The organism is Klebsiella sp. A-Nf5 (genome assembly GCF_002810545.1).
Taxonomy (GTDB): Bacteria; Pseudomonadota; Gammaproteobacteria; order Enterobacterales; family Enterobacteriaceae; genus Klebsiella; species Klebsiella variicola.
In genome coordinates this window covers 72354-98472 of record NZ_PIOG01000155.1, presented here as the reverse complement: position 1 = coordinate 98472, position 26119 = coordinate 72354, and the positions used below count along the sequence as shown (strand labels likewise).

The window sequence follows — 26119 nt, the reverse complement described above, 5'->3', positions numbered from 1 at the left end:
ACCCTTTTTTGTTGCGCGCGGCTTATCAGAAGCGGTAGTTGAAGTTGGCGCCGTACAGCCAGGCGGTCCCTTCGGAACGGAAGGTATACGGACCTTCCTTAATTTCAACGTGCTGGCCGTGCATATAGGAAAGACCGACGTCAACCGACGCATCCTTGTTGAACGCGTAAGTGGTACCCGCGCTCAGCCACAGGCGATCCTGGTCAGGAATGGAGATGGAGCGGTTGTTGGCCGGCACCGGGCTGTCATCGAAGGCGATACCGGTACGGAAGGTCCAGTTATCGTCGTAATAATAAGTGGTCCCCAGCGCGATGCGGTAGGCATCCTTAAAGCCTTCCTCTTTATAGAACAGCGTCTGGCCGTTGCTGCCGGTGGCTTTCAGCTCCTGGAACTGACTCCAGCTGGTGTAGGTCAGGCTATAGTGGACCGCCCACTGCGGCGCCACGCGGTTATAGCCCGACAGCTCCCACATTTCCGGCAGGTTAAGGGTCAGTGAACCGCCGGTGGTCTGGCCGTTAGTGCCCGCTGGCAGACCGAAGTTGCCGAGGATTTGGTTATAGGCCGCCGGCAGGCTGCTGCGGTAGTTACCGTCGAAGTCGATCTTCACCTCGGAACGGTAGGTAAAACCGTAGCGGTTGTTCTTATCCAGCTCATAGAGGATACCGGCGTTCCAGCCAAAGCCCCAGGCGTTGCCGTTAAGATGGGCGATCTGCGTGTCGGCAGGGATCTTCGCCACCTGGCCTGCCAGCGCCGGCGGCAGCGCGCCAGAGCCTGCAACAATCTGACCCAGGTCACCTGCATAGCGCTCGATCTTCGCCTTGGCGTAGACCGCGTCAAAACCTAAGCCAAAGCTCCAGTTGCTGTCGAGACGGTAGGCGCCGCTCAGGTTGAAGTTAGCGGTGGTCAGGTCGGTTTTACCGCCCATGCTGCCAGCCGCATAGTCGTCGTTGTATTCCGTTGCCAGGCCGTAGTTAGAGGTAATGGATGCCCCCCAACCGAATTGATCGTTAATCGGCGCGACAAAGTGGAAGTTGGGTACCCACGCCGTCGGGGCGATATTGTCCGCATTCAGGCTCTTGCCGGTGGGAGAGGTGCCGGAGACATTGACACCCGGGTCAACAAAAACGGCGCCCGCCGACATAGTTGGACGGTCAAACATCATAATCAATGCCGGGTTACGACTGGCATTGCCTGCATCGTCTGCGATAGCCCCTTCACCGGAATAGGCCCGACCCAGCCCTGATGAAGAGAATTCGTTGAGCTGGAAGCCTGCTGACCAGGCCTGGGTGGAAACAAGTGCTACAGCCACTGCAAGGGCAGATTGGGTAAAGCGGGTTTTCTGGCTCATGCCCATAACCTCATTGAGTTATTTTTTTTTAAACTATGTTACATGCCGTAACAGAAGCGCGGAAGTGTAGGGTCTGTGTTACAACAGAGAAATCAGACCAGTGCGCTGAGTATAGGTCTGACCAGATGAGTTGTTGCAAGTTTGTTTATGAAGTTTTTCAATTGTGATAACAGAAACGCGATCCAGCTGGCAAAATTGTCGGGGGGAGTAAGAGGCAGAAAAGGTGATTTTTGTTTTAGATCATTTTTAAGTGTGATTTCTGTCACTTAACGCGGTGATGGCGATTCTCGGCTGGAGGCTCACCGGGGGCAGGGCGTAAAATAGGCACATTATTTGTCTGGCGCCGAAGGTGCCTATACAGAGGAAATCTACGATGAGTAAATGTAGCGCTGATGAAACCCCGGTATGCTGCTGTATGGATGTTGGTACCATTGTGGACAACACCGACTGCACCGCCTCATACAGCCGCGTGTTCGCCAACCGCGCTGAAGCGGAGCAAACGCTCGCTGCGCTGAGCGAGAAAGCGCGTAATGTGCAATCTGAACCGTGCAAAATCAACCCGACCTTCACCGACGTTGACGGCGGCGTACAGCTGGATATCGATTTTATTTTTAGCTGCGAAGCCGAATCGCTGATCTTCCAGTTAGGATTACGTTAATCCCTCCGTTTAACGCCCCGTAGAAGGGGCGTTACCTTTCTGTTCAATGTGTTTTGGCTCGCAATTTTTCGCTTCCCCGATTGGCTTAATGTAAAAAATTAGTTAAGACTGTTATCAGGTCAGACCACTTGGTTGTTTTGCTTAACAGGGGAGCGTTATGAGTCAGGCATTACCGCTTATCACCCGTCAGGGCGATCGCATTGCCATTGTCAGGGGTTTACGCACGCCATTTGCGCGCCAGGCAACGGTTTTTCATGGCGTTCCGGCCGTTGATTTAGGAAAAATGGTCGTTGGCGAAATGCTCGCCCGCAGTGACATTCCCGCGGACGTCATTGAGCAACTGGTATTTGGTCAGGTGGTGCAGATGCCGGAAGCGCCGAATATCGCCCGGGAAATCGTGCTCGGCACCGGAATGAGCGTGCACACCGATGCCTACAGCGTCAGCCGCGCCTGCGCCACCAGCTTCCAGGCCGTGGCGAATGTCGCTGAAAGCCTGATGGCTGGCACCATCCGCGCCGGTATCGCCGGCGGCGCCGACTCCTCCTCTGTGTTGCCCATTGGGGTCAGTAAAACGCTGGCCCGCACGCTGGTGGATGCCAATAAGGCCCGCACGCTGAGCCAGAAACTGAAGCTATTTTCACGTCTGCGGCCGCGCGACCTGCTGCCGGTCCCCCCGGCAGTGGCGGAATATTCAACCGGTTTGCGGATGGGCGATACCGCCGAGCAGATGGCAAAAAGCTGGGGGATCACCCGGGAACAACAGGATGCGCTGGCGCATCGTTCGCACCAGCTGGCGGCCAAAGCCTGGGAAGAGGGAAAGTTGTCAGCCGAGGTGATGACCGCCTACGCACCCCCCTTCCGCGAACCGCTGGAGCAGGACAACAATATTCGTAAAAATTCAACCCTCGCAGATTACCAAAAATTACGCCCTGCCTTTGACCGCAAACATGGCACCGTCACCGCTGCCAACAGCACGCCGCTGACGGACGGCGCGGCGGCGGTGATCCTGATGACCGAGTCGAGGGCCAAAGAGCTGGGGCTGACGCCGCTGGGTTATCTGCGCAGCTATGCCTTTACCGCCATCGACGTCTGGCAGGATATGCTGCTGGGGCCCGCATGGTCCACGCCGCTGGCGCTGGAGCGGGCAGGTCTGACGCTGGCGGATCTGACGCTTATTGATATGCACGAAGCTTTTGCCGCGCAGACGCTGGCCAATCTCCAGTGTCTGGCAAGCGAGCGTTTTGCTCGTGAAGTGCTGGGACGCTCGCAGGCCACCGGTGAGGTGGATGAGAGCAAGTTTAACGTCCTCGGCGGATCTATTGCTTACGGTCATCCTTTTGCTGCCACCGGCGCGCGGATGATCACCCAGACGCTGCATGAGCTGCGGCGACGGGGCGGGGGATTCGGTCTGGTGACGGCCTGCGCGGCAGGTGGTCTGGGTGCGGCGATGATCGTGGAGGCTGAATAATGGATGCTGTTTCCGCTTTTAAGCTTGAGGTCCGTGCGGACAAGATCGCGGTGATCACCATCGATGCCCCGGGTGAGAAAATGAATACCCTGAAAGCCGAGTTCGGCAATCAGGTGCGGGGGCTGATACGCCAGATTCGTGATGATAAGTCGGTGCGCGGCGTGGTGTTTATTTCCGCCAAAGCGGATAACTTTATCGCCGGCGCAGACATTAACATGATTGCCCGCTGCCGCAGCGCGCAGGAAGCGGAAGCGCTGGCGCGCCAGGGACAGCAGATTATGGCTGAGATCCATGGCTTGTCGATCCCGGTGATTGCCGCCATCCACGGCGCCTGCCTTGGCGGCGGTCTGGAACTGGCGCTGGCCTGTCATGGCCGGATCTGTAGCGATGACGAAAAAACCCGTCTCGGTTTGCCGGAAGTGCAGCTTGGCCTGCTGCCGGGCTCCGGGGGAACGCAGCGTTTACCGCGGCTGATTGGCGTCAGTACAGCGCTGGATATGATGCTTACCGGCAGGCAGCTGCGTGCGCGCCAGGCGCTGAAGGCCGGTCTGGTAGACGAGGTGGTTCCGCAGGCGATTTTATTGCAGGCGGCGGTGGAGCTGGCGCTGAAGGGGCGACCGGCCAGTCGGGATATGCCCGTACGAGAACGCGTGCTGGCGGGGCCTTTGGGCCGTCATCTGTTATTCCATTTCGTCGGCAAACAAACGCAGCGCAAGACCCAGGGGAATTATCCGGCGGTGAAGCGAATTCTGCAGGTTGTCGAGAATGGCCTGGCCCACGGCTGCAGCAGCGGTTACGCCGAAGAAGCTCGCGCGTTTGGCGAACTGGCGATGACCCCGCAGTCGCAAGCGCTGCGTTCGATCTTTTTTGCCAGTACCGATCTGAAAAAAGACCGTGGCGCCGAAGCCGAGCCCGGACCGCTGACGAGCATTGCGGTGCTGGGCGGCGGCCTGATGGGCGGGGGGATCGCCTATGTGACCGCCTGTAAGGGCGGGCTGCCGGTGCGCATTAAAGATATCCAGTCGCGTGGCATTAACCATGCCTTAAAGTACAGCTGGGATCTGCTGAATAAACAGGTCCGCCAGCGTCGACTGCGTCCCAGCGAGCGCGATCGCCAGATGGCGCTGATCTCCGGCGCCACCGACTATCAGGGCTTTGCTCATCGCGACGTGGTGATCGAGGCGGTATTTGAGGACCTGGCCCTGAAGCAGCGGATGGTCAGCGAAGTGGAGCAATACAGTGGGCCGCAGACCATCTTTGCGTCGAACACCTCATCGTTACCGATAGGCGATATTGCCGCCCAGGCCCGTCGCCCCGAGCGGGTGATCGGCCTGCATTTCTTCAGTCCGGTGGAAAAAATGCCGCTGGTTGAAGTGATCCCGCATAAGGGAACCGATCCGCAGGCTATCGCCACCGTGGTGCAACTGGCTAAACGTCAGGGGAAAACGCCGATTGTGGTGGGGGATAAAGCGGGCTTCTATGTGAACCGCATCCTCGCGCCCTATATCAATGAAGCGATGCGCCTGCAGGTGGAGGGCGAACCGGTTGAAGAGATTGATAAGGCCTTGGTTAAATTCGGTTTCCCGGTAGGGCCAATCCAGCTACTGGATGAGGTTGGTATCGATACCGGCACCAAAATTATCCCCGTACTGGAGAGCGCGTTTGGAGAACGTTTTAGCCCACCTGCAAACATCATTGACGCGATTTTGAAGGACGATCGCAAAGGTAGAAAAAATAATCGTGGTTTCTATCTTTATGAGACAAAAGGGCGTAAAAGCAAAAAACGGCCCGACCCGGCAGTCTATCCGCTGCTCGGCATCGACCGCCCCCAGTCGCGGCTCTCCGCGCAGCAGGTGGCGGAACGCTGTGTGATGATGATGCTTAACGAGGCGGCGCGCTGCTTTGATGAGCAGATTATCCGTAGCGCGCGCGATGGCGATATCGGCGCCGTCTTTGGTATAGGGTTTCCGCCATTTCTTGGCGGCCCGTTCCGGTATATGGATACTATCGGCGCGGGTGAAGTAGCCGCGATCCTGCAGCGCCTGGCCGCCCAGTACGGCCCACGTTTTACACCCTGTGACACTTTATTACGCATGGCCGAACAGGGGACAACCTTTTGGCCAGCGGATGAACGGCTGACCTAAGTTGTGGTCAAAGAAGATAAATCCGGCTGCGGATGACGCTGTTGATTGGCTGTTTTGTAAACAATGATTGACTATACTTACGCCATTGAGGTAAAAAACAGCGTTTCATTCGTTGAATGGATCAGGCACAATGCCCGGCCACCGGGTCACCTGCGTATTGTCTTCGCAGGCCAAACTACGGTGCTTCTGGTTAACAAAAGCGGTGCAATATGCAAGTTTTTATTATGCGTCACGGCGACGCTGCCCTCGATGCAGCCAGCGACTCAGTTCGTCCATTAACCGTATGCGGTTGTGATGAGTCTCGTCAGATGGCAACCTGGCTGAAAGGTCAAAAAGTGGATATTGAGCGCGTTCTTGTCAGTCCCTATCTGCGTGCAGAACAGACGCTGGATATTGTTGGGGAGTGCATGAACCTGCCGAAACATGTCGACGTGATGCCGGAACTCACGCCGTGCGGCGACGTAGGCCTGGTTAGCGCCTATCTGCAGGCGCTGGCGAATGAAGGCGTGGCGACGGCGCTGGTCGTCTCCCACCTGCCGCTGGTGGGGTACCTGGTCTCAGAGCTGTGTCCGGGGGAAACGCCTCCGATGTTCACCACCTCGGCTATCGCCTGCGTGACGCTGGACGCCGACGGCAAGGGTGAATACCTCTGGCAGAAAAGCCCCTGCAATCTCAAGATGGCCAACGCCATCTGACGGCCCCGGAGCCCGCCGTTAAGGCAGCTCCGGCGGTTGCCACTCCTCTACCTCAATCAGTATCAGCAGTGCGGCGTCACCGCCGTACTCTTTTGGTGCCTGGTGAAACGCCATAATATGCGGGTGTTGCGCCAGCCACAGCGGGGTTTGCTGTTTGAGAATATGTTTTCCGTGCCCGTGCATCACACAGGCGCAAAACACATGTTCGCGGCGGCAGGCGGCAACCAGCGCGCCCAGCTCCTGTTTGGCCTGCTGCTGGGTGAGCCCATGCAGATCGAGAAACAGTTCCGGCGAATAATCCCCTCGGCGCAGCTTTTTCAGCTCAAAATGGCTGACGTCGGGGCGGACATATTTCGTTGAGCCTTCGGTATTCAGTAGCGGCTGAAACTCATCGGAGAAATAGTGGCTGTTATCGGCCTGTTCCTGCAGCAAACGCTTCGGGGCAACCTCGGTGATTTTCTTGCGCTGCGGGCGGTGAACGATGGTGTCCTGCTTGATCTTTCGCGTGCCGGTCATCAGCTGACGGAACAGCGCCTGATCCTCCTCGCTTAGCGATGTCTTCTTTTTCATTGTCCGCTCTCATTAATACTTTGCGCTAGTTTACCCGACTCAATATCCCTTCGGGCAAGGAAAACCTGTTTTTTCCCCAGCCACCCTACGCAAGAATGCTGATTTATCGCCGTCTTCATGGCACACTAGCCGCCGAATTTATAGCAGAGTGTGCCCTGGAGGTTGTCGTGGATAAAATTTTTGTTGATGAGGCAGTCAATGAGCTGCATACCATTCAGGACATGCTGCGCTGGGCGGTAAGCCGTTTCAGTGCTGCTAATATCTGGTACGGTCACGGCACTGATAACCCGTGGGACGAGGCAGTACAGCTGGTGCTGCCGTCGCTCTACCTGCCGCTGGATATCCCGGAAGATATGCGGACTGCGCGTCTGACCTCCAGCGAGAAACACCGCATCGTTGAGCGGGTGATCCGCCGCGTGAACGAGCGCATTCCCGTCGCCTATCTGACCAACAAAGCGTGGTTCTGCGGGCATGAGTTTTACGTCGATGAGCGGGTGCTGGTCCCGCGCTCCCCGATTGGCGAACTGATCAACAATCAGTTTGCCGGGCTGATTAACCATAAGCCGCAGCATATCCTTGATATGTGCACCGGCAGCGGCTGCATCGCCATCGCCTGCGCCTATGCTTTCCCGGAAGCCGAAGTCGACGCCGTGGATATTTCCCCGGACGCGCTGGCCGTCGCCGAGCACAATGTTGAGTCCCACGGGCTGATCCATCAGGTTACGCCGATCCGCTCCGACCTGTTCCGCGATCTGCCGAAGCTGCAGTACGATCTGATCGTCACCAATCCGCCGTACGTGGACGAAGAGGATATGGCCGATCTGCCGGAAGAGTATGAGCATGAGCCCGTGCTGGGTCTGGCCTCTGGTAGCGACGGCCTGAAGCTGACGCGCCGCATCCTCGGCAACGCGCCGGATTATCTCAGCGATGACGGGATTCTGATTTGTGAAGTCGGTAACAGCATGGTACATCTGATGGAGCAATATCCGGACGTGCCGTTTACCTGGCTTGAGTTTGATAACGGCGGCGACGGCGTCTTTATGCTGACCAAACAGCAGCTGATTGACGCCCGCGCGCACTTCGGTATTTATAAAGACTAAAAAAACAACACGCCAACATAACGAAAAAGATTGGAGCCGTGATGGCAGGAAATACAATTGGACAACTCTTTCGCGTCACTACCTTCGGCGAATCGCACGGCCTGGCGCTGGGCTGCATCGTCGACGGCGTGCCGCCGGGCATCCCGCTGACCGAAGCCGACCTGCAGCACGACCTCGATCGTCGTCGCCCGGGCACCTCGCGTTACACCACGCAGCGTCGCGAGCCGGATCAGGTCAAAATTCTTTCCGGCGTCTTCGAAGGCGTTACTACCGGGACCAGTATCGGTCTGCTGATTGAGAACACCGATCAGCGTTCGCAGGATTACGGCGCGATCAAAGATCTGTTCCGTCCGGGCCATGCCGATTACACCTACGAGCAAAAGTATGGTCTGCGTGACTATCGCGGCGGCGGTCGTTCCTCCGCCCGTGAAACGGCGATGCGCGTGGCGGCCGGGGCGATTGCCAAAAAATTCCTCGCCGCGAAGTTCGGCATTGTCATTCGCGGCTGCCTGACGCAGATGGGTGATATTCCGCTGGCCATCAAAGACTGGGATCAGGTCGAGCAGAATCCGTTCTTCTGCCCGGACCCGGATAAAATCGACGCTCTGGATGAACTGATGCGCGGCCTGAAAAAAGAGGGTGACTCCATTGGCGCGAAAGTGACGGTGGTGGCTGACGGCGTACCGCCGGGCCTCGGCGAGCCGGTCTTCGATCGCCTGGATGCCGATATCGCCCACGCGCTGATGAGTATCAACGCCGTGAAAGGGGTGGAAATTGGCGACGGCTTCGACGTGGTGAAGCTGCGCGGCAGCGAAAACCGCGATGAAATCACCAAAGATGGATTCCAGAGCAACCACGCCGGCGGCATTCTTGGCGGCATCAGCAGCGGACAGCAGATCGTTGCCCATATCGCGCTGAAACCTACCTCCAGTATTACCGTTCCCGGTCATACGATTAACCGCTTTGGCGAAGAAGTGGAGATGATCACTAAAGGGCGTCACGATCCGTGTGTCGGCATTCGCGCCGTACCGATCGCTGAGGCGATGCTGGCGATCGTCCTGATGGATCACTTTATGCGTCAGCGCGCGCAGAATGGCGATGTGACGACGACAATTCCACGCTGGTAACCATGAAAAACACCGTTATCGCACTGCTCGCGCTGCTGGCTAGCGCCGGTACCCTGGCCGCGACGCCGTGGCAGAAAATATCCCAGCCGATCGGCGGCAGTGCCCAGTCAATCGGCGCATTTTCCAATGGCTGTATCGTGGGCGCCGAGGCGCTCCCTCTGAGCGCCACCGGCTATCAGGTGATGCGTACCGATCAGCGTCGCTACTTCGGTCATCCGGATCTGGTTCAGTTTATTCAGCGCCTGAGTAATCAGGTGCACAATAAAGGAATGGGAACCGTGCTGATTGGCGACATGGGGATGCCGGCGGGCGGGCGCTTTAACGGCGGTCACGCCAGTCACCAGACGGGCCTGGATGTCGATATTTTCCTCCAGCTGCCGCAAACGCGCTGGACATCGTCTCAGCTGTTGAAGCCGCAGGCGCTGGATCTGGTCGCCAGCGACGGCAAGCACGTGGTGCCGTCGCTGTGGAGCCCGCAAATCAGCCAGCTGATCAAGCTGGCGGCGGAAGATAGCGAGGTCACCCGTATTTTCGTCAACCCGGCGATTAAACAGCAACTGTGCCTGGACGCGGGCAGCGACCGCCAGTGGCTGCGTAAAGTCCGTCCCTGGTTCCAGCATCGCGCTCATATGCACGTCCGACTGCGTTGCCCGGCGGGAAGTCTGGAGTGCGAGGATCAGGCGCCACCGCCGCCCGGCGATGGCTGCGGAGCGGAGCTGCAGAGCTGGTTCGAACCACCTAAACCCGGGTCTACCCCCCCTGTGAAGAAGACGCCGCCGCCGCTGCCGCCTTCCTGCCAGGCGCTACTGGATGAGCATGTGCTGTAATGGATAGTTTTATCGAGTTGTTTGCCGTATCGCCGTTGGTGCTGGTGGTACTCTTCTTTGTCGCCATCCTGGCCGGTTTTATTGACTCACTGGCCGGAGGCGGGGGGTTACTGACCGTTCCGGCGTTGATGGCGGCAGGCATGCCGCCGGCGCAGGCGCTGGCGACCAATAAGCTGCAGGCCTGCGGCGGGTCGCTATCGGCGACCCTCTATTTTGTCCGCCGTAAGGTAGTCAGCCTCGCCGATCAGAAGCTGAATATTCTGATGACCTTTATCGGCTCAACCGCTGGTGCGCTGCTGGTCCAGCACGTCCAGTCCGATATTCTTAAGCAGATCCTGCCGTTGCTGGTGATCGGCATCGGTCTCTATTTTCTGCTGATGCCGAAACTGGGCGAAGCGGACCGGCAGCGTCGGCTGTACGGTCTGCCGTTTGCGCTGGTTGCTGGCGGCAGCGTAGGATTCTACGACGGCTTTTTTGGCCCCGGCGCCGGTTCGTTTTATGCACTGGCTTTTGTCACCCTGGCCGGATTTAACCTGGCGAAGTCGACGGCCCATGCCAAGCTGCTGAACGCGACCTCAAACGTCGGCGGTCTGCTGCTGTTTATCATCGGCGGGAAGGTCATCTGGGCCACCGGCTTTGTGATGATGGCCGGCCAGTTTATTGGCGCTCGCGCCGGCTCCCGGCTGGTGCTGAGTAAAGGGCAGTCGCTGATCCGGCCGATGATCGTTATCGTCTCGGCGGTGATGAGCGCGAAGCTTCTCTATGACAGCCACGGGGCTGAGATTTTGCAGTGGTTGGGAATTCATTAATGCAACAGCAACACCATTATCAGCAGCTGATTGACCTCTTCGACAGCTGCTTTGCCGAAGATTTTAATACTCGCCTGGTAAAAGGCGACGATGAACCGATCTACCTTCCGGCCGATGACGACACGCTCTATCACCGTATCGTGTTTGCGCACGGTTTCTTTGCCAGCGCCCTGCACGAGATTTCTCACTGGTGTGTCGCCGGCAAAGCGCGCCGCGAACAAGTCGATTTTGGCTACTGGTACTGCCCGGACGGCCGCGATGCAATGACTCAAAGCCAGTTTGAGGACGTCGAGGTGAAACCGCAGGCCTATGAGTGGCTGTTCTGCGTGGCGGCGGGATTTCCGTTTAACGTCAGCTGTGACAATCTGGAAGGAGACGTTGAGCCCGATCGCATCGCCTTCCAGCGCCGGGTCCATGCTCGGGTGATGACTTTGCTTGAACAAGGGCTCCCCGAACGTCCGGCGCGTTTTATTCGCGCATTGCAACATTATTATCAAACGCCGACATTGACGGCGGAACACTTTCCGTGGCCGGAAGACCTGCACTAAGGCCACACATTACATGACAAGAGGTAAGATGATGATCGCGGAGTTTGAATCACGCATTCTGGCGCTGATTGACAACATGGTAGACCACGCCAGTGATGATGAACTGTTTGCCGGCGGTTATCTGCGCGGCCACCTGACGCTGGCGGTGGCTGAGCTGGAAGGGGAGGGCGAGCATTCTGCTGAAGCGGTAAACAGTAAGGTCAGCCAGAGCCTGGAGAAGGCCATCAGCGCTGGCGAATTGTCGCCGCCGGACCAAATTCTGGTGCAGGGGATGTGGCATAACCTGTATCAACAGGCGAAAAATCAGGCCTGAGCCATGTTGTAGCCCGGGTCAGGCGTCAGCCGTACCCGGGAAATTGCCTGCCCTCATGGTTTTATTTCACCGCTTTTCCCTTCAGCAGTTTTCTCACCCACAGACGATTCGGATTCAGCGCCGCCAGGGTATCGCTATCCAGCGGCAGCGGTTCAGCGCTCATCTGCGCCGCCAGCAGCTCAGCGCTTAACGGCGCGGTGCAGAGACCCCGCGATCCGAGCGCGCCAAGCATAAACAGGTTGTGACAGACCGGCGCGCGACCGGCGTTATCCTGCTGTTCGTGGAGGCTGGCGTATTGCGTCAATATTGCCTGATAGTCCGGCACGTTACCGACCATTGGCAGGTGATCGCGGGTGGCGCAGCGTACACCGCAGCGGGCATCATTGGCGCTGATATCCACGTCCTGCGTCCAGTCCGCGTCCGGGAAGCAGTCGATCAACCGTTGCCGGTTGTGCTGCTGATCTTCCTCGCTGAAGGTGGTGTCGGTCTTCCCGCGATGGTAGCTGGCGCCAATGCAGTGCTGCTGATTGTGCGGATTCTGCGGCGTCAGGTAGCCATCGTAGCACAGCACCTGGCACAGGGCGGAAAGCTGCGGGGTGGTAGGTATATGACTGACCTGGCCGCCAACAGGGTAGACCGGCAGCTGGGCGGTTTGCGCAAAATCCGCGATGCTGTGGCCGTTGGCCAGCACCACCGCCTGATGATGCTGCTGCTGATTGAGCAGCCAGCCATCGCCCTCCATGCTGAGCGTTTCGACGTGATAACCATAGCGCACGTGCAGGCCGCGAGTTGCCGCCAGCGCCAGCAGCTCGGCGGTGAGCTGCTGCGGGCACAGCCAGCCGCCGGCCGGATAGGTGATGCCGCCGCAGCCGGTATCGACGCCGGTCAGCCCGACAACCTGTTCCGCCGTCACCGCGCAGGCGATGTCCGGGGGTAAATTCAGCGCCAGCATCTGGGCGATTTTGTGCGCGCTTTTTTCATCCCAGCCGAGCTGGGTGACGCCGCACCATTGATGATCGAACATCACCGGCAGCGCGTCATACATTCGGCGGGCGAAAGTAAAGGCCGCAGGGAAAAAGCGCGCCAGCGCCGGATCGTGCTGGCTTAACAGCGGATACAGCGCACCCTGGCGATTGCCGGAGGCGCCCTGCGCCGGGGCGTCGTCGGCGCAGTAGAGGGTCACCTGCCAGCCTCGGCGCAGCAACGCGAGGGAGAGCAGGGCGCTGGCGATCCCTCCACCGATGATGGCTGCCTCGCGGGCATCGCTGCTCCTGCGAGCGAACCAGGGCGCGCGCGCAGAAAAGCTCAGCGCTTGCGCCATCTCTCCGGCCAACATCTCCCGTTTGCGGCCGAAGCCTTTGCTTTTACGCATGGTAAAGCCGGCCTCCTGCAAACCGCGACGGACAAAACCAGCGGAAGTGAAGGTAGCCAGTGTCCCGCCAGGCCGCGCCAGGCGTGCCATGGCGTTAAACAGATCCTGAGTCCACATATCGGGATTTTTGGCCGGGGCAAAGCCGTCAAGAAACCAGGCGTCCACCTGCTGGTTTAGTGAATCATCCAGTTCCCTGGTCAGCTCGTTGATATCGCCAAACCACAGATCGAGCGTCACCCGTCCACCGTCGAGCAGAAGACGATGGCATCCGGCGAAGGCCGACGGCCATTGCGCCTGCAGTTGCTCCGCCCACGGAGCCAGCTCTGGCCAGCGCTGGTGCGCCAGGCGGAGATCTTCAGCCTTCAGTGGATATTTTTCAAAACTGATGAAATGTAACCTTTGCAGGGTAACGTCCGGGTTATCACGAACAAAAACGTCAAACGCCTGCCAGAGGGTCAGGAAATTGAGACCGGTGCCGAAGCCGCTCTCCGCGACGATAAACAGTGGCCGAGAGTGGCTGGCGAAGCGCTCCGGCAGGTGATTTCCACCGAGAAAAACGTAGCGCGTCTCTTCCAGACCATTGTCATTGGAAAAGTAAACATCGTCGAAATCTCGGGAAACAGGTGTACCCTCAGCGTTGAATTCCAGGTTGGCTGGTTGTATGACGTTTTGTTTCACGTAAGTTACTCGAATTACAAGGCGTAGCACGATCTTAACGATGTGTGCCTGAGGGCGCAAATTTATACATAAATTGTCTGATCGGACTTGTTCGGCGTACAAGTGTACGCTATCGTGCGACACGAAACTTAAAATAGTGCGACTTACAGAGGTATTGAATGAAACGTGCAGTGATTACTGGCTTGGGCATCGTTTCCAGCATCGGTAATAACCAGCAGGAAGTCCTGGCATCTCTGCGTGAAGGACGTTCAGGGATCACTTTCTCTCAGGAGCTTAAAGATTCAGGGATGCGCAGCCACGTATGGGGCAACGTCAAACTGGATACCACTGGCCTCATTGACCGCAAAGTAGTGCGCTTTATGAGCGACGCTTCCATCTATGCTTACCTGTCCATGGAACAGGCCGTTGCCGACGCAGGTCTGGCGCCGGAAGCATACCAGAGCAACCCGCGTGTTGGCCTGATTGCAGGCTCCGGCGGCGGCTCCCCGAAATTCCAGGTCTTCGGCGCTGATGCCATGCGTAGCCCGCGTGGTCTGAAAGCCGTGGGCCCGTATGTGGTCACCAAAGCGATGGCTTCCGGCGTTTCCGCCTGCCTCGCCACGCCGTTCAAAATCCACGGCGTTAACTACTCCATCAGCTCGGCCTGCGCCACTTCCGCCCACTGCATCGGTAACGCGGTAGAGCAGATCCAACTGGGCAAACAGGATATCGTCTTTGCCGGCGGCGGCGAAGAGCTGTGCTGGGAAATGGCTTGTGAATTCGACGCCATGGGCGCACTGTCCACCAAATACAACGACACCCCGGAAAAAGCGTCCCGTACCTATGATGCGAACCGTGATGGCTTCGTTATCGCCGGCGGCGGCGGTATGGTCGTCGTGGAAGAACTGGAACACGCCCTGGCGCGTGGCGCGCACATTTATGCCGAAATCGTCGGCTACGGCGCAACCTCCGATGGCGCTGACATGGTAGCCCCGTCTGGCGAAGGCGCAGTGCGCTGCATGCAGATGGCGATGCACGGCGTTGATACCCCGATTGACTACCTGAACTCCCACGGTACGTCTACTCCGGTCGGCGACGTGAAAGAGCTGGGTGCTATCCGTGAAGTGTTCGGCGACAACAGCCCGGCTATCTCTGCAACTAAAGCGATGACCGGCCACTCGCTGGGCGCGGCGGGCGTACAGGAAGCCATCTACTCCCTGCTGATGCTGGAGCACGGCTTTATCGCGCCGAGCATCAACGTCGAAGAGCTGGACGAGCAGGCTGCCGGCCTGAACATCGTCACCAAACCGACTGACGCTAAGCTGACCACCGTGATGTCCAACAGCTTCGGCTTCGGCGGCACCAACGCCACGCTGGTGATGCGTAAATACAACGCCTAATCAGCATGCGAAGTGCAGAGGGGAGCCACCGGCTCCCCTTTTTTGTTATCTTGACAGGGTAAGGGCCTGCAGGCACACTGCTGGCGGATCCATTAGTCTCTCCACTAATGCGTAAGCGTTTAACGTCAACCAACGCGCCTTAACCCTGATAATCAGGTGGAGGGGGCGTGTCGCTTTGCTCGCCTTACTCTGCGAATCTGGAGTAATGCATGTCCGCAGTTACTGAAACAACATCCCATTCCTCAGCGAATTTTTCGCTTTTCCGTATTACGTTTGCTGTCTTTTTGACCTACATGACCGTTGGTTTGCCGCTGCCGGTGATCCCGCTGTTTGTCCATCAGGAGCTGGGATTTGGCAACACCGTGGTTGGCGTGGCAGTAGGGATCCAGTTCCTCGCCACCGTTCTGACCCGCGGCTACGCCGGGCGCCTGGCAGACCAGTACGGCGCCAAACGCTCCGTCCTGCAAGGGATGCTGGCCTGTGCCCTGGCGGGCGCAGCATGGCTGGCCGCTGCGCTACTGCCGCTGCCGGTGCTCGCCAGGCTTGGCCTGCTGCTGCTGGGGCGCTTGATCCTCGGATTTGGCGAAAGCCAGTTGCTGACCGGTAACCTGAGCTGGGGGATGGGGCTGGTGGGGCCGGCCCGCTCCGGCAAAGTGATGTCATGGAACGGCATGGCGATGTATGGCTCGCTGGCGGTGGGCGCCCCACTGGGATTATTGATCTATAGCCATTTCGGTGTGGCGGTGCTGGCCTGCGTCACCATGGGATTACCGCTCGTCGCCTGGCTTATTAACGGTACTGTGCGCAAAGTGGCGGCTCACGGTGGCGAGCGGCCTTCATTATGGAGCGTCATCGGCATGATCTGGCGGCCAGGCATTGGTCTGGGCCTGCAAGGCGTTGGTTTTGCGGTGATCGGCACCTTCGTTTCCCTCTATTTCGCCAGTCATAACTGGCCGATGGCCGGCTTTACCCTGACGGCGTTTGGCGGTGCCTTTGTGCTGATGCGTATTCTGTTTGGCTGGATGCCGGACCGGTTTGGCGGCGTCAGGGTGGCGATGGTCTCGTTACTGATAGAGGCGGTTGGTCTGACGCTGCTGGGGCTGGCGCCGAATGCCTGGCTGGCGCTGGCTGGCGCGGCGCTAACCGGATGCGGTTGCTCACTGATTTTCCCTTCACTCGGCGTGGAGGTGGTGAAGCGCGTCCCGGCGCAGGTGCGCGGCACCGCGCTCGGCGGCTATGCGGCCTTTCAGGATATCTCCTATGGCCTGACCGGGCCGCTAACCGGCCTGCTGGCGACCTCGCTGGGTTACTCGTCGGTGTTCCTTGCTGGTGCTCTCTGCGCGGCGCTGGGGATTATCGTCACCCTCGTCTCTTTCCGCCGCCAGGGTTAGGTTATTGTCCGGCCTTGCCCGCGGGCAGGCCGGGCGCCGTCTGCCGCGGCAGGTAATACTTCACCTGGAATTCGAACATATTAGTATACAGAATGGAGTAATCGATAGGCTGGTGGTGTTCATCAATCGCCTGCGTCTGCATGCGGATAATCGGATCTTTGGCGCTGATATGCAGGAGAGTTGCCAGCTCAGGCGTTGGGAGCACCGGCACTATTGATTCGTAACATCCATTTATTCTTACTCCGCATTCGTTTTCTATATATGAAAACTTCGATTTCTTCATATGCGCGATGGTCAGATCGGGAAAACGGGTCGCGGAGAGCCATGTTTCCTCTAATTGCATGGCGATATTATCGATAAAACGCAATCTTTTAGCATAATATACCGCTTCGCCATGCTGCAATTGCAGTCCACGGGCAATTTCCTCCGACGCTGGCTGTAACTCAAATTTGAGGATCTGGCTGGAGGGCGTTTTTCCCTGATTACGGGCAATTTCGGTAAAACTGTCTAAATGCGTCACCGACGCCTGGAAATGCTTATTTCTAATCCATGTGCCTGAGCCATGTCGGCGTTCGATTAAACCATCCTCTTCCAGCGTTTTCAGCGCTTTACGTAACGTATTGCGTGAAACATCATAAAGTTCTGCCAACTCTTTTTCGGCCGGCAGAAGATCGCCAATGTTGTAGAACGGGCTATTAATTTTGTTTTTAAGCAAATTGACGATATTTTTGTACACCACTTTTGAACCTCCATAATCCCTTTGGAAACATGGCCTTGCTATCGTATGTTGTTAAATACAGGGCAAGACGTTCATTTTTTGCTTTGCTTCTGCACCACTTCAGGATGGCTAACTGTGATCAAAACCGCGGTTAAGAAAATTAACAATTATTAAAGTGCTCGTCAATTGAGGTCATCAGTAAAACAGGAAGGGGTAATGCAAAATATATTGTTAGTGTGTGCGGCGGGAATGTCGACCAGTATGCTGGTGAAAAGAATGCAGGAGCAGGCTGAAAATATTCAGGCTCAGGTTAATATCAATGCGCTGGCTATTTCTGAAGCCAAAGAAAAGATTAAGGACAATGAAGTGGATGTCGTCCTTTTAGGGCCGCAGGTTCGTTTTCAAAAAAAAGAAATAGAAGAGGTGGCCCAGGGGAAAATGCCGGTGGCGGTGATTGACATGAAATATTATGGGCAAATGGACGGTAAAGCCGTTCTGGAAAGTGCGCTGGCATTATTGGCAAACCGATAGTTTTCTCATTTATCCCCGTTATCGTGTGGGTACTTTCGTTGCTGCCCTGGGCTGCTACGGCTAAAAAACACGATGACGTTAATAAATTATTATGAATAAGGGTTCGTCATGAGTTTCATGGATACCTTTGAGCGTGGCATGGAAAAAATCCTCGTGCCTGTCGCAATTAAGTTAAATTCTCAGATCCACGTTTCAGCGATTCGCGATGCGTTTATTCTTTCGTTTCCCATCGTCATGGCCAGTTCGCTGATTATTCTTATCAACTTTGCTATTTTGTCGCCTGACGGATTTATCGCCAGTATTCTGCATTTAGGGTCGATATTCCCCCATCTCGCGGAGGCGCAGCAGATTTTCACCCCGGTAATGAACGGTTCGGTCAATATCATGGCGATATTGATCACCTTTCTGGTGGCGCGCAATATGGCGATCAGCTATCAGCAGGACGATCTCCTGTGCGGCCTGACGGCGATCGGCGCCTTTTTTGTGGTGTACACGCCTTATACCATCATCGATGGTCAGGCCTATCTGGCGACCAAATATCTTGGCCCGCAGGGGTTGTTTGTGGCGATTATCGTCGCGCTGATTTCCAGCGAAGTCTTTTGCCGCCTGGCGCGCAACCCAAGGGTGACCATCACGATGCCGGCTGCGGTGCCGCCGGCGGTGGCGCGTTCCTTTAAGGTGTTGTTGCCGATTTTCTTCGTGATGATCTTCTTTTCGATCCTCAACTATCTGTTGACGCGTATTTCGCCGAATGGTCTTAACGATCTGATTTATACCCTTATTCAGGCTCCGCTGAAGGATATGGGGACCAACATTGTGACCGTTCTGGTGCTGGGACTGGTGGCGAATTTCCTCTGGGTGTTGGGGATCCATGGGCCGAATACCGTGGCCGCCATCCGCGAGACCATCTTCTCGGAAGCTAACCTCGAAAATCTCTCCTATGCCGCCTCGCATGGCAGCACCTGGGGAGCGCCGTACCCCATTACCTGGACCGGCATCAATGATGCGTTTGCTAACTGCGGCGGGTCGGGTATGACGCTGGGCCTGTTACTGGCCATCTTTATCGCCTCCCGACGCAAAGATTACCGTGACCTGGCAAAAATGGCCTTCGTGCCGGGCCTGTTTAACATCAATGAACCGGTGATGTTTGGCCTGCCGATTGTGCTTAACCCTATCCTGGTGATCCCGTTTATTCTGGTGCCATTTGTGAATTCACTGATCGGTTATTTCTTTATTAGCATGGAGTTTATTCCGCCGATTGCTTACGCCGTACCCTGGACCACGCCCGGGCCGCTTATCGCCTTCTTTGGCACCGGCGGCAACTGGCTGGCGCTGTTTGTCGGCATTCTGTGCCTCGCGGTTTCAACACTCATTTACTTACCGTTTGTGATTGCCGCTAACAAGGTCAATACCGCGGCGGCGACCGACCAGGAGGATGGCGATGTTTGCAGATGAAAGTACGGTCATGGAGTTGCTGATTTATGCCGGTCAGGCGCGCTCAGACGCCATGGAGGCGATTGCCGCCTCCCGGCAGCGGGAATGGGAGCGGGCAGCGGATTTGATGGCCAGCTCGGAAGCGGCCTGTCGGGCAGCGCATAAGATCCAAACGGCGTTGATAGGTCAGGACGAAGGCTGCGGAAAAATCACCGTTAACCTTATTCTGGTGCACGCCCAGGATCACTTAATGACCGCGATGCTGTGCCAGGATTTAGCCAAAGAAATTATTGCCCTGCGCCAGGAGCGCTCTGCCTGATTTACCCGCCTTCAGCCGTTCTGGCTGAAGGCCAATTATAACAATATGTAAAGGTACCCTATGTATTCAAGTCAATTGAAGGTGAGCTTATTGTCTTTATCGGTACTGCTGGCTATTTCGACAAGTGATGTGATGGCGGCTAAATTAACCATTGAACAGCGTCTGGAATTACTGGAGTCTGAACTGTCGGCGAATAAAAAAGAGCTACAAAAAACGCAATCACAATTATCGACCTATAAAGGTAAGGTGGCCGAATTACAAAAAAGTATTAAGGAGAATGAAAAACGTCATGTCACGACGGGTTATCCAACAACAACGTCGCCGGTGGCGGAAAATATAGCCAATGAAAATAATGAACTGAGTAAAAAAGCGGCCCCGGTGCAGGTGAAAGCCACTCAGCAGGTGGCGGTTATTGATACCGAAGGCCAGAAGCCGAAACTGGAAAGCGTCACCCTGAAGGACATCAGTAAATTTGTTAAAGATGATATTGGCTTTAGCTACCAGGGGTACTTCCGTTCCGGCTGGGGAACATCAAATCACGGATCGTCGCAGACCTACGCCCCCGGCTCGCTGGGTCGTTTCGGTAATGAAATGAGTGGCTGGTTCGACTTAACGTTGAATCAGCGGGTCTATAACCAGGATGGCAAAACGGCGAATGCCGTTGTGACGTACGACGGTAACGTCGGCGAGCAGTATAACGACGCCTGGTTTGGTGGCAAAGATAACGACAGCATTTTGCAGTTTAGTGATATTTATCTGACCACCAAAGGTTTCCTGCCGTTCGCGCCAAAGGCAGATTTCTGGGTCGGCAAACATAAACTGCCCGAGTATGAAATTCAGATGCTGGACTGGAAGTCGCTGACCACCGACGTTGCGGCCGGGGTCGGGATCCAGAACTGGGCGCTGGGGGTTGGCCAGCTGGATGCTTCCGTCAGCCGGAACGATGTCGACGTGTATTCTCGTGATTTTACGCAAACCACCCAGATGAACACCAACTCAGTCGACCTGCGCTATCGTAATATTCCCCTGTGGCAGTCGGGTTCTTTGTCGCTAATGGGCAAATATGCGTTCGCTAATAAAAATGACGAGCAGGAGCGAAACGAAGATAACAACAGCTACTTCCGGTTCAAAGATACCTGGATGGCCACCGCCATTATTCGTCAGGAGCTGGAACGCAAGGGCTTTAACGAATTTACGCTGCAGGTGGCGGACAACTCGTACGCCAGCAGTTTCGCCAACTTCTCCGGCGCCAGCAACTCCATGGCCAGCGGTCGCTATTACTACGGTGATCATACCAACGGCGTGGCCTGGCGCCTGATTTCACAGGGGGAAATGTACCTCGCCGATCGCATTATCATGGCGAATTCACTGGTGTGGGCCCATGGCAATGATGTGTATAGCTATGAAAGCGGGGCGCACAGCGATTTCGACAGCCTGCGCGCGGTGATCCGCCCAGCCTGGATATGGGACACCTGGAACCAGACCGGGGTCGAGCTGGGGTGGTTTACCCAGAAAAACAACACCCGTCAGGGCGACGATCTGAAGGAGTCAGCGTATAAAACGACGCTGTACCATGCGCTGAAGGTTGGGCCGAGCCTGCTGGGGTCACGTCCTGAAATTCGCTTCTATGGAACGTATATCAATATTCTCGATAACCAGTTGTCGCAGTTTGCGTTCAACGACGAAAGCAAAGATGAGTTTATGGTTGGCGTTCAGGCCGAGGTGTGGTGGTAACCGGCAAATCACTTAACGGGCGCCCGCATGAGGCGGGCGCGTTTTCCTGCGACGTGGGCTACAGCAGCCACCACAGCAGAAGGAGCAGGATCAATACACCGCCCAGCGCCAGCTGCCACGGCTTAGCGGCCCACGCTCGTTTCGGCGCGGGCTTTTCCTGCGGGATGGCCAACGTCTCCTGAGCGCGGGCTACCCGCAGCACAAACACCTTATTCAACAGCGCCAGGATCTGCGCTGGGCTCAGCGTCGTCTGCGGGGTGACCTGCCAGCTGCGACGCGCAAAGTCGACAATCTTTTGCCACTCTGCGGCCTCCAGCGGCTGCTTGAGCGCTCCCTGCAGCGAGGTGAGCGTGGGCGAGCTTTGTGCACTCAGCGTTTGCCGCGCCTGAAGCCAGTATGAAAGCGGCGTGAAGTGCGTCGCCGGGATCAGCTCTCCGGATTTGACACCGCAAAGTTCCAGCATGGACTGCCAAATCAGCTTGCTCGGTTCGCCGGTGGCAGCCGCCAGCTTAGTCACCAGCTGATTAAGCGTGTTGTGCTCCGCCGGCAAGAGCGGGCGCAGGGTCGCGGGACGCTGCTGCGGTTGCGGGATCGATAGCTGGCCGCGCTGCAGCAGGTGCAGAATGTTCTCCAGCTGCGGCTGGCTTAGCGCATGCAGCGCCGTTTGCCCATAATGTTGACGAATATAATCGCTGACCGCCTGACGGTTATTGCCTTGACCCAGCAGATCGCTGAGCTGTGCCAGCGTCTGGCGATGATGATGATTGTCCTGAGCCGTGGTTAAACGCTGATTGAGACTCGTCTCCGCGGCGTTGAAATGGCGGGCCAGCAGGGGGGTGTCGCCTTTCAGTCCGAGGTCATGCTTGACGCAGGCCCACACTTCCGCATTCTGCTGCGAGGTCAGCGCCACCAGGCGCGTGATCAGTCGCTCCAGGACGGTGCGTTGCTGCATGGAAAGCGAAGGTTCGCCGGTGGCGGCAGTGCCTGATGGACCTCGCCCCGGAGGACGGTCTGGCATATCTGCAAGGGGGTGCGTCATGATTCATCCTTTCGATATCGCGGTGCTGGAACCAGGTGATGAGTATGCCTGGCGGCCAGATTATGGCACACTTCCCCGGTTAACTCTCGTTCTCAGACAGGTACTGAACTGTGAAAATCCTCGTTGATGAAAATATGCCCTATGCCCGTGATCTTTTTAGCCGTTTAGGCGATGTGCAAGCGGTTCCAGGCCGTCCGGTTCCGGCCGATGCCCTGACCGATGCGGATGCCTTAATGGTGCGATCGGTCACCCGGGTCAATGAAGCATTGCTCTCCGGCAAGGCCATTAAGTTCGTCGGCACCGCTACCGCAGGCACCGATCACGTCGATCAGGCGTGGCTGCAGCAGGCAGGGATTGGTTTCTCCGCGGCGCCCGGCTGCAATGCCATTGCGGTGGTGGAGTACGTCTTTTCATCGCTGCTGATGCTGGCCGAACGCGACGGCTTCGCGCTGCGCGATCGCACCGTCGGGATCGTTGGCGTCGGCAACGTCGGCGGACGGTTGCAAAAACGGCTGGAAGCGCTGGGGATCAAAACCCTGCTCTGCGATCCGCCGCGCGCCGATCGCGGAGACGAAGGCGATTTCCGCTCCCTCGATGCCCTGGTCCAGGAAGCCGATGTACTGACCTTCCATACCCCGCTGTATAAAGAAGGGCCGTATAAAACCCTGCATCTGGCGGATGAAGCGCTGATTAGCCGACTGAAGCCTGGAACGATTTTAATTAACGCCTGCCGCGGGCCGGTGGTGGATAACGCCGCGCTGCTGAAACGGCTGGAAGCCGGCCAGCCACTGAGCGTGGTGCTGGACGTCTGGGAGCCGGAGCCGGATCTTAACGTTGCGCTTCTCAAGCGAGTGGATATCGGTACCGCGCATATTGCCGGCTACACCCTCGAAGGGAAAGCGCGCGGGACGACGCAGGTTTTTGAAGCCTACAGCGCCTTTATCGGCCATCCGCAGCAGGTGGCACTGGATACCCTGCTGCCGGCGCCGGAATTTGGCCGCATCACCCTGCATGGCCCGCTCGATCAGCCGACGCTGAAAAGACTGGTCCATTTGGTGTATGATGTGCGCCGCGATGATGCGCCGCTGCGGAAGGTGGCGGGCGTCGCCGGTGAATTCGACAAGCTGCGTAAAAACTATCAGGAACGCCGCGAATGGTCTTCGCTGTATGTACAGTGCAGCGATGCGCAGGCGGCGACGCTGTTGCGTCAGCTCGGTTTTAACGCTGTGCATCATTCTGTTCGTTAATGTCTTCTTAATGCCTCTGCCGGATACTCCGGCAGGGCCGCTTTATTTCTGGAGTAAACCACCATGTCTGAAGGCTGGAATATTGCCGTACTGGGCGCAACGGGCGCCGTAGGCGAAGCCCTGCTCGAAACTCTTGCTGAACGCCAGTTCCCGGTGGGGGAGATTTTTGCTCTGGCGCGCAATGAAAGCGCGGGCGAACATCTGCGTTTTGGTGGCAAGTCGGTGATCGTCAAGGACGCCGCCGAGTTTGACTGGACCCAGGCCCAGCTGGCCTTCTTCGCTGCCGGCGTCGAAGCCAGCGCGGCGTATATCGAAGACGCCACTAACGCCGGGTGTCTGGTTATCGATCTCAGCGGCCTGTTCGCGCTGGAGCCGGACGTGCCGCTGGTGGTGCCGGACGTGAACCCGTTCGTTCTGGGCGACTACCGCAATCGCAACCTGATCGCGGTGCCCAATAGTCTGACCAGCCAGCTGCTGACGGCACTCAAGCCGCTTATCGAGCAGGGCGGATTGTCGCGCATCAGCGTCACCAACCTGCTCTCCGCTTCGGGACACGGGAAAAAAGCGGTGGATGCGCTGGCAGGGCAGAGCGCCAAGCTGCTGAACGGGATCCCCGTTGATGAAGACGATTTCTTTGGCCGCCAGCTGGCATTTAATATGCTACCGCTGCTGCCGGATCGTGAAGGGAGCGTGCGCGAAGAGCGGCGTATCGTCGATGAAGCGCGCAAAATCCTTCAGGATGACGGGCTGATGATTTCCGCCAGCGTCGTTCAGTCGCCGGTCTTCTACGGCCATGCGCAGATGGTGAACTTTGAAGCGATGCGTCCGCTGGCAGCGGAAGAGGCGCGCGACGCCTTTACTCGCGGCGAAGAAATTGAGCTTTCTGAAGAGGGCGAATTCCCAACTCAGGTTGGCGACGCTTCCGGCAATGCCCGTCTCTCCATCGGCTGTGTGCATAACGATTACGGCATGCCGGAGCAGATTCAGTTCTGGTCCGTCGCGGATAACGTCCGCTTCGGTGGCGCGCTGATGGCGGTGAAGATCGCCGAGAAGCTGATTGAGGAGTACCTGTACTGATGTCTGAGATGGAGCAGCAGCCGATCTTTAAAATCGCGCTGGGCATCGAGTACGACGGCAGCAAATATTATGGCTGGCAGCGGCAAAACGAAGTGCGCAGCGTGCAGGAGAAGCTGGAAAAGGCGTTGTCGCAGGTGGCTAACGAACCGGTAAGCGTATTTTGCGCCGGTCGCACCGACGCCGGTGTCCATGGCACCGGCCAGGTGGTGCATTTCGAAACCCGGGCGCAGCGTAAAGATGCCGCCTGGACGCTGGGGGTAAATGCGAATTTACCTGGTGACATCGCGGTGCGTTGGGTTAAACATGTGCCGGCGGATTTTCACGCCCGGTTCAGCGCCACAGCGCGACGCTATCGTTACGTTATCTATAATCATCGCCTGCGCCCGGCGGTGTTGAGCCAGGGCGTCACGCATTTTCACCAACCGCTCGACGCCGAGCGTATGCAGCGCGCTGCGCAGTGTCTGCTGGGGGAGAATGACTTTACCTCGTTTCGCGCGGTGCAGTGTCAGTCGCGCACCCCGTGGCGAAACGTGATGCATATTAACGTTACCCGCTACGGTGCTTATGTGGTGGTGGATATCAAAGCAAACGCCTTTGTACATCATATGGTCAGGAATATTGTGGGCAGCCTGATGGAAGTCGGCGCCGGAAACCAGCCGGAGAGCTGGATGGCAGAACTGCTGGCAGCAAAAGACAGGACGCTCGCTGCGGCAACGGCAAAAGCGGAAGGGTTATATCTGGTGTCGGTTGATTACCCGGCCCACTATGATTTACCGGTGCTGCCAATGGGCCCGCTGTTTCTGGCGGACTAATAGGGTCATTAAGGGTAAAGACAAATATGGACTTGATTCACTTTTTAATTGATTTCATCCTGCATATTGATGTGCACCTTGCCGAACTGGTTGCCCAGTACGGCGTCTGGGTTTATGCCATTCTGTTTTTGATTCTGTTCTGCGAAACCGGGCTGGTGGTGACGCCGTTCCTGCCGGGCGATTCACTGCTGTTCGTGGCGGGCGCGCTCTCGGCGCTGCCGACCAACGATCTCAATGTTCACCTGATGGTATTGCTGATGATTATCGCGGCTATCGTCGGCGATGCGGTTAACTACACTATTGGCCGACTGTTCGGCGAGAAGCTGTTCAGTAATCCGAACTCGAAGATTTTCCGTCGTAGCTATCTGGATAAAACCCATAGCTTCTATGAACGTCACGGCGGAAAAACCATTATCCTGGCGCGCTTTGTGCCGATAGTCCGAACCTTCGCGCCGTTTGTGGCGGGAATGGGGCATATGTCCTATCGTCATTTTGCAGCCTATAACGTGGTCGGGGCGCTGCTGTGGGTGTTGTTGTTCACCTACGCCGGCTATCTGTTTGGCGATCTGCCGGTGGTGCAGGAGAACCTGAAGCTGCTGATTGTGGCGATCATCGTCCTCTCCGTCCTGCCCGGCGTGATTGAAATCATCCGCCATAAGCGGGCGGCGTCAAAGCAGGCGAAGTAGCTCGCCCTGCGCTGCGCGTGACGGCCATGTGTCGTCACGCGCAGCGGTTTGACCACTTTTTTATCCCATGTTCCGGGATGATATGATTTAATGTG

25 protein-coding genes are annotated in these 26119 nt (G+C 57.1%); 20 read left to right on the top strand and 5 right to left on the bottom strand.

The genetic code is table 11. From position 1 onward, the window contains the following. Positions 1 to 25: 25 nt before the first annotated feature. Positions 26 to 1348, bottom strand: coding sequence for a long-chain fatty acid transporter FadL (fadL, locus tag CWM53_RS16360; RefSeq protein WP_061153750.1), 1323 nt, complete (start codon positions 1346 to 1348; stop codon positions 26 to 28). Between the two features lie 373 nt (positions 1349 to 1721). Here fadL and CWM53_RS16355 point away from each other — a divergent pair, with 373 nt between their 5' ends. The 4 genes from CWM53_RS16355 to sixA all read left to right on the top strand — a co-directional run bounded on the left by CWM53_RS16355 (position 1722) and on the right by sixA (position 6313). Beyond that, positions 1722 to 2006 (top strand): YfcZ/YiiS family protein, encoded by a 285-nt coding sequence (locus tag CWM53_RS16355; protein ID WP_012967491.1) that lies wholly within the window; start codon positions 1722 to 1724, stop codon positions 2004 to 2006. Positions 2007 to 2163: 157 nt separating this feature from the next. Next, on the top strand, positions 2164 to 3474 hold the full coding sequence (gene fadI, locus CWM53_RS16350) for an acetyl-CoA C-acyltransferase FadI (protein WP_008803904.1): 1311 nt from the start codon (positions 2164 to 2166) through the stop codon (positions 3472 to 3474). Continuing rightward, positions 3474 to 5618: a fatty acid oxidation complex subunit alpha FadJ gene (gene fadJ, locus CWM53_RS16345; RefSeq protein ID WP_100730103.1), complete on the top strand. Its 2145-nt coding sequence runs from the start codon at positions 3474 to 3476 to the stop codon at positions 5616 to 5618. Before fadI ends, fadJ begins: the two co-directional genes overlap by 1 nt. Positions 5619 to 5827: 209 nt before the next feature. Next, entirely contained in the window at positions 5828 to 6313 is a 486-nt protein-coding gene (gene sixA, locus CWM53_RS16340) for a phosphohistidine phosphatase SixA (protein ID WP_008803906.1), read from the top strand. An 18-nt stretch (positions 6314 to 6331) separates the two neighbouring features. Here sixA and smrB read toward each other — a convergent pair whose 3' ends face one another. Beyond that, positions 6332 to 6883, bottom strand: coding sequence for an endonuclease SmrB (gene smrB, locus CWM53_RS16335; protein WP_100676072.1), 552 nt, complete (start codon positions 6881 to 6883; stop codon positions 6332 to 6334). Positions 6884 to 7050: 167 nt separating this feature from the next. Between smrB and prmB the strand changes: the two genes are divergently transcribed. From prmB to CWM53_RS16305, 6 genes are read left to right on the top strand one after another with little or no spacing between them, the layout of a single operon-like run. Next, positions 7051 to 7983 (top strand): 50S ribosomal protein L3 N(5)-glutamine methyltransferase, encoded by a 933-nt coding sequence (prmB, locus tag CWM53_RS16330; protein ID WP_074387921.1) that lies wholly within the window; start codon positions 7051 to 7053, stop codon positions 7981 to 7983. A gap of 41 nt (positions 7984 to 8024) precedes the next feature. Continuing rightward, positions 8025 to 9110 carry a chorismate synthase gene (gene aroC / locus CWM53_RS16325; RefSeq protein WP_061153754.1) on the top strand — a complete coding sequence of 362 codons (1086 nt, stop codon included), beginning with the start codon at positions 8025 to 8027 and terminating at the stop codon, positions 9108 to 9110. Between the two features lie 2 nt (positions 9111 to 9112). Next, positions 9113 to 9937: a penicillin-insensitive murein endopeptidase gene (mepA, locus tag CWM53_RS16320; protein WP_074387922.1), complete on the top strand. Its 825-nt coding sequence runs from the start codon at positions 9113 to 9115 to the stop codon at positions 9935 to 9937. Continuing rightward, on the top strand, positions 9937 to 10746 hold the full coding sequence (locus CWM53_RS16315) for a sulfite exporter TauE/SafE family protein (RefSeq protein ID WP_008803911.1): 810 nt from the start codon (positions 9937 to 9939) through the stop codon (positions 10744 to 10746). Before mepA ends, CWM53_RS16315 begins: the two co-directional genes overlap by 1 nt. Continuing rightward, positions 10746 to 11294 carry an elongation factor P hydroxylase gene (locus CWM53_RS16310; protein ID WP_100676073.1) on the top strand — a complete coding sequence of 183 codons (549 nt, stop codon included), beginning with the start codon at positions 10746 to 10748 and terminating at the stop codon, positions 11292 to 11294. The genes CWM53_RS16315 and CWM53_RS16310 overlap by 1 nt, the downstream gene beginning before the upstream one ends. Before the next feature lie 31 nt (positions 11295 to 11325). Beyond that, entirely contained in the window at positions 11326 to 11607 is a 282-nt protein-coding gene (locus CWM53_RS16305; RefSeq protein WP_008803913.1) for a YfcL family protein, read from the top strand. A gap of 61 nt (positions 11608 to 11668) precedes the next feature. Here CWM53_RS16305 and mnmC read toward each other — a convergent pair whose 3' ends face one another. Beyond that, positions 11669 to 13657: a bifunctional tRNA (5-methylaminomethyl-2-thiouridine)(34)-methyltransferase MnmD/FAD-dependent 5-carboxymethylaminomethyl-2-thiouridine(34) oxidoreductase MnmC gene (gene mnmC / locus CWM53_RS16300; protein ID WP_100676074.1), complete on the bottom strand. Its 1989-nt coding sequence runs from the start codon at positions 13655 to 13657 to the stop codon at positions 11669 to 11671. 158 nt (positions 13658 to 13815) lie between these two features. On the opposite strand from mnmC, the gene fabB reads away from it, so the two are divergent. Continuing rightward, a complete protein-coding gene (gene fabB / locus CWM53_RS16295) occupies positions 13816 to 15036 on the top strand; it encodes a beta-ketoacyl-ACP synthase I (RefSeq protein ID WP_008803915.1) in 1221 nt (406 codons plus the stop codon). 209 nt (positions 15037 to 15245) lie between these two features. Next, on the top strand, positions 15246 to 16427 hold the full coding sequence (locus CWM53_RS16290) for an MFS transporter (protein ID WP_100676075.1): 1182 nt from the start codon (positions 15246 to 15248) through the stop codon (positions 16425 to 16427). 1 nt (position 16428) lies between these two features. Here CWM53_RS16290 and CWM53_RS16285 read toward each other — a convergent pair whose 3' ends face one another. Next, a complete protein-coding gene (locus CWM53_RS16285) occupies positions 16429 to 17166 on the bottom strand; it encodes a GntR family transcriptional regulator (RefSeq protein ID WP_061153761.1) in 738 nt (245 codons plus the stop codon). A 195-nt stretch (positions 17167 to 17361) separates the two neighbouring features. On the opposite strand from CWM53_RS16285, the gene CWM53_RS16280 reads away from it, so the two are divergent. The 4 genes from CWM53_RS16280 (at position 17362) to CWM53_RS16265 (ending at position 21163) form a co-directional block, all read left to right on the top strand. Continuing rightward, positions 17362 to 17676, top strand: coding sequence for a PTS sugar transporter subunit IIB (locus CWM53_RS16280; RefSeq protein WP_100676076.1), 315 nt, complete (start codon positions 17362 to 17364; stop codon positions 17674 to 17676). 108 nt (positions 17677 to 17784) lie between these two features. Continuing rightward, positions 17785 to 19131 (top strand): PTS sugar transporter subunit IIC, encoded by a 1347-nt coding sequence (locus CWM53_RS16275; RefSeq protein WP_061153763.1) that lies wholly within the window; start codon positions 17785 to 17787, stop codon positions 19129 to 19131. Further along, positions 19118 to 19429 carry a PTS lactose/cellobiose transporter subunit IIA gene (locus CWM53_RS16270; RefSeq protein WP_061153764.1) on the top strand — a complete coding sequence of 104 codons (312 nt, stop codon included), beginning with the start codon at positions 19118 to 19120 and terminating at the stop codon, positions 19427 to 19429. Before CWM53_RS16275 ends, CWM53_RS16270 begins: the two co-directional genes overlap by 14 nt. Positions 19430 to 19489: 60 nt before the next feature. Continuing rightward, the gene (locus tag CWM53_RS16265; RefSeq protein WP_100676077.1) at positions 19490 to 21163 is read left to right on the top strand and encodes a carbohydrate porin; all 1674 of its coding nucleotides are present in this window, start codon (positions 19490 to 19492) and stop codon (positions 21161 to 21163) included. A 58-nt stretch (positions 21164 to 21221) separates the two neighbouring features. On the opposite strand, the gene flk is transcribed toward CWM53_RS16265, so the two are convergent. After that, positions 21222 to 22202: a flagella biosynthesis regulator Flk gene (gene flk, locus CWM53_RS16260; RefSeq protein WP_100676078.1), complete on the bottom strand. Its 981-nt coding sequence runs from the start codon at positions 22200 to 22202 to the stop codon at positions 21222 to 21224. A gap of 110 nt (positions 22203 to 22312) precedes the next feature. Here flk and pdxB point away from each other — a divergent pair, with 110 nt between their 5' ends. The 4 genes from pdxB (at position 22313) to CWM53_RS16240 (ending at position 26024) form a co-directional block, all read left to right on the top strand. After that, positions 22313 to 23449 (top strand): 4-phosphoerythronate dehydrogenase PdxB, encoded by a 1137-nt coding sequence (pdxB, locus tag CWM53_RS16255; protein ID WP_074387930.1) that lies wholly within the window; start codon positions 22313 to 22315, stop codon positions 23447 to 23449. 63 nt (positions 23450 to 23512) lie between these two features. Continuing rightward, on the top strand, positions 23513 to 24526 hold the full coding sequence (locus CWM53_RS16250; RefSeq protein WP_100676079.1) for an aspartate-semialdehyde dehydrogenase: 1014 nt from the start codon (positions 23513 to 23515) through the stop codon (positions 24524 to 24526). After that, the gene (gene truA / locus CWM53_RS16245) at positions 24526 to 25338 is read left to right on the top strand and encodes a tRNA pseudouridine(38-40) synthase TruA (protein ID WP_100631064.1); all 813 of its coding nucleotides are present in this window, start codon (positions 24526 to 24528) and stop codon (positions 25336 to 25338) included. Before CWM53_RS16250 ends, truA begins: the two co-directional genes overlap by 1 nt. Before the next feature lie 26 nt (positions 25339 to 25364). After that, on the top strand, positions 25365 to 26024 hold the full coding sequence (locus CWM53_RS16240) for a DedA family protein (RefSeq protein WP_061153770.1): 660 nt from the start codon (positions 25365 to 25367) through the stop codon (positions 26022 to 26024). The last annotated feature ends 95 nt before the right edge of the window (positions 26025 to 26119 follow it).

Bases quoted from the DNA above. Each gene is read 5' to 3' on its own strand.
- fadI (WP_008803904.1), top strand. From the start codon at position 2,164: ATGAGTCAGGCATTACCGCTTATCACCCGTCAGGGCGATCGCATTGCC.
- fadJ (WP_100730103.1), top strand. From the start codon at position 3,474: ATGGATGCTGTTTCCGCTTTTAAGCTTGAGGTCCGTGCGGACAAGATC.
- CWM53_RS16315 (WP_008803911.1), top strand. From the start codon at position 9,937: ATGGATAGTTTTATCGAGTTGTTTGCCGTATCGCCGTTGGTGCTGGTG.
- sixA (WP_008803906.1), top strand. From the start codon at position 5,828: ATGCAAGTTTTTATTATGCGTCACGGCGACGCTGCCCTCGATGCAGCC.
- truA (WP_100631064.1), top strand. From the start codon at position 24,526: ATGTCTGAGATGGAGCAGCAGCCGATCTTTAAAATCGCGCTGGGCATC.
- flk (WP_100676078.1), bottom strand. From the start codon at position 22,202: ATGACGCACCCCCTTGCAGATATGCCAGACCGTCCTCCGGGGCGAGGT.
- fadL (WP_061153750.1), bottom strand. From the start codon at position 1,348: ATGAGCCAGAAAACCCGCTTTACCCAATCTGCCCTTGCAGTGGCTGTA.
- CWM53_RS16305 (WP_008803913.1), top strand. From the start codon at position 11,326: ATGATCGCGGAGTTTGAATCACGCATTCTGGCGCTGATTGACAACATG.
- CWM53_RS16310 (WP_100676073.1), top strand. From the start codon at position 10,746: ATGCAACAGCAACACCATTATCAGCAGCTGATTGACCTCTTCGACAGC.
- CWM53_RS16290 (WP_100676075.1), top strand. From the start codon at position 15,246: ATGTCCGCAGTTACTGAAACAACATCCCATTCCTCAGCGAATTTTTCG.
- CWM53_RS16265 (WP_100676077.1), top strand. From the start codon at position 19,490: ATGTATTCAAGTCAATTGAAGGTGAGCTTATTGTCTTTATCGGTACTG.
- smrB (WP_100676072.1), bottom strand. From the start codon at position 6,883: ATGAAAAAGAAGACATCGCTAAGCGAGGAGGATCAGGCGCTGTTCCGT.
- CWM53_RS16275 (WP_061153763.1), top strand. From the start codon at position 17,785: ATGAGTTTCATGGATACCTTTGAGCGTGGCATGGAAAAAATCCTCGTG.
- CWM53_RS16355 (WP_012967491.1), top strand. From the start codon at position 1,722: ATGAGTAAATGTAGCGCTGATGAAACCCCGGTATGCTGCTGTATGGAT.
- aroC (WP_061153754.1), top strand. From the start codon at position 8,025: ATGGCAGGAAATACAATTGGACAACTCTTTCGCGTCACTACCTTCGGC.
- fabB (WP_008803915.1), top strand. From the start codon at position 13,816: ATGAAACGTGCAGTGATTACTGGCTTGGGCATCGTTTCCAGCATCGGT.
- mepA (WP_074387922.1), top strand. From the start codon at position 9,113: ATGAAAAACACCGTTATCGCACTGCTCGCGCTGCTGGCTAGCGCCGGT.
- CWM53_RS16270 (WP_061153764.1), top strand. From the start codon at position 19,118: ATGTTTGCAGATGAAAGTACGGTCATGGAGTTGCTGATTTATGCCGGT.
- CWM53_RS16250 (WP_100676079.1), top strand. From the start codon at position 23,513: ATGTCTGAAGGCTGGAATATTGCCGTACTGGGCGCAACGGGCGCCGTA.
- CWM53_RS16240 (WP_061153770.1), top strand. From the start codon at position 25,365: ATGGACTTGATTCACTTTTTAATTGATTTCATCCTGCATATTGATGTG.
- CWM53_RS16280 (WP_100676076.1), top strand. From the start codon at position 17,362: ATGCAAAATATATTGTTAGTGTGTGCGGCGGGAATGTCGACCAGTATG.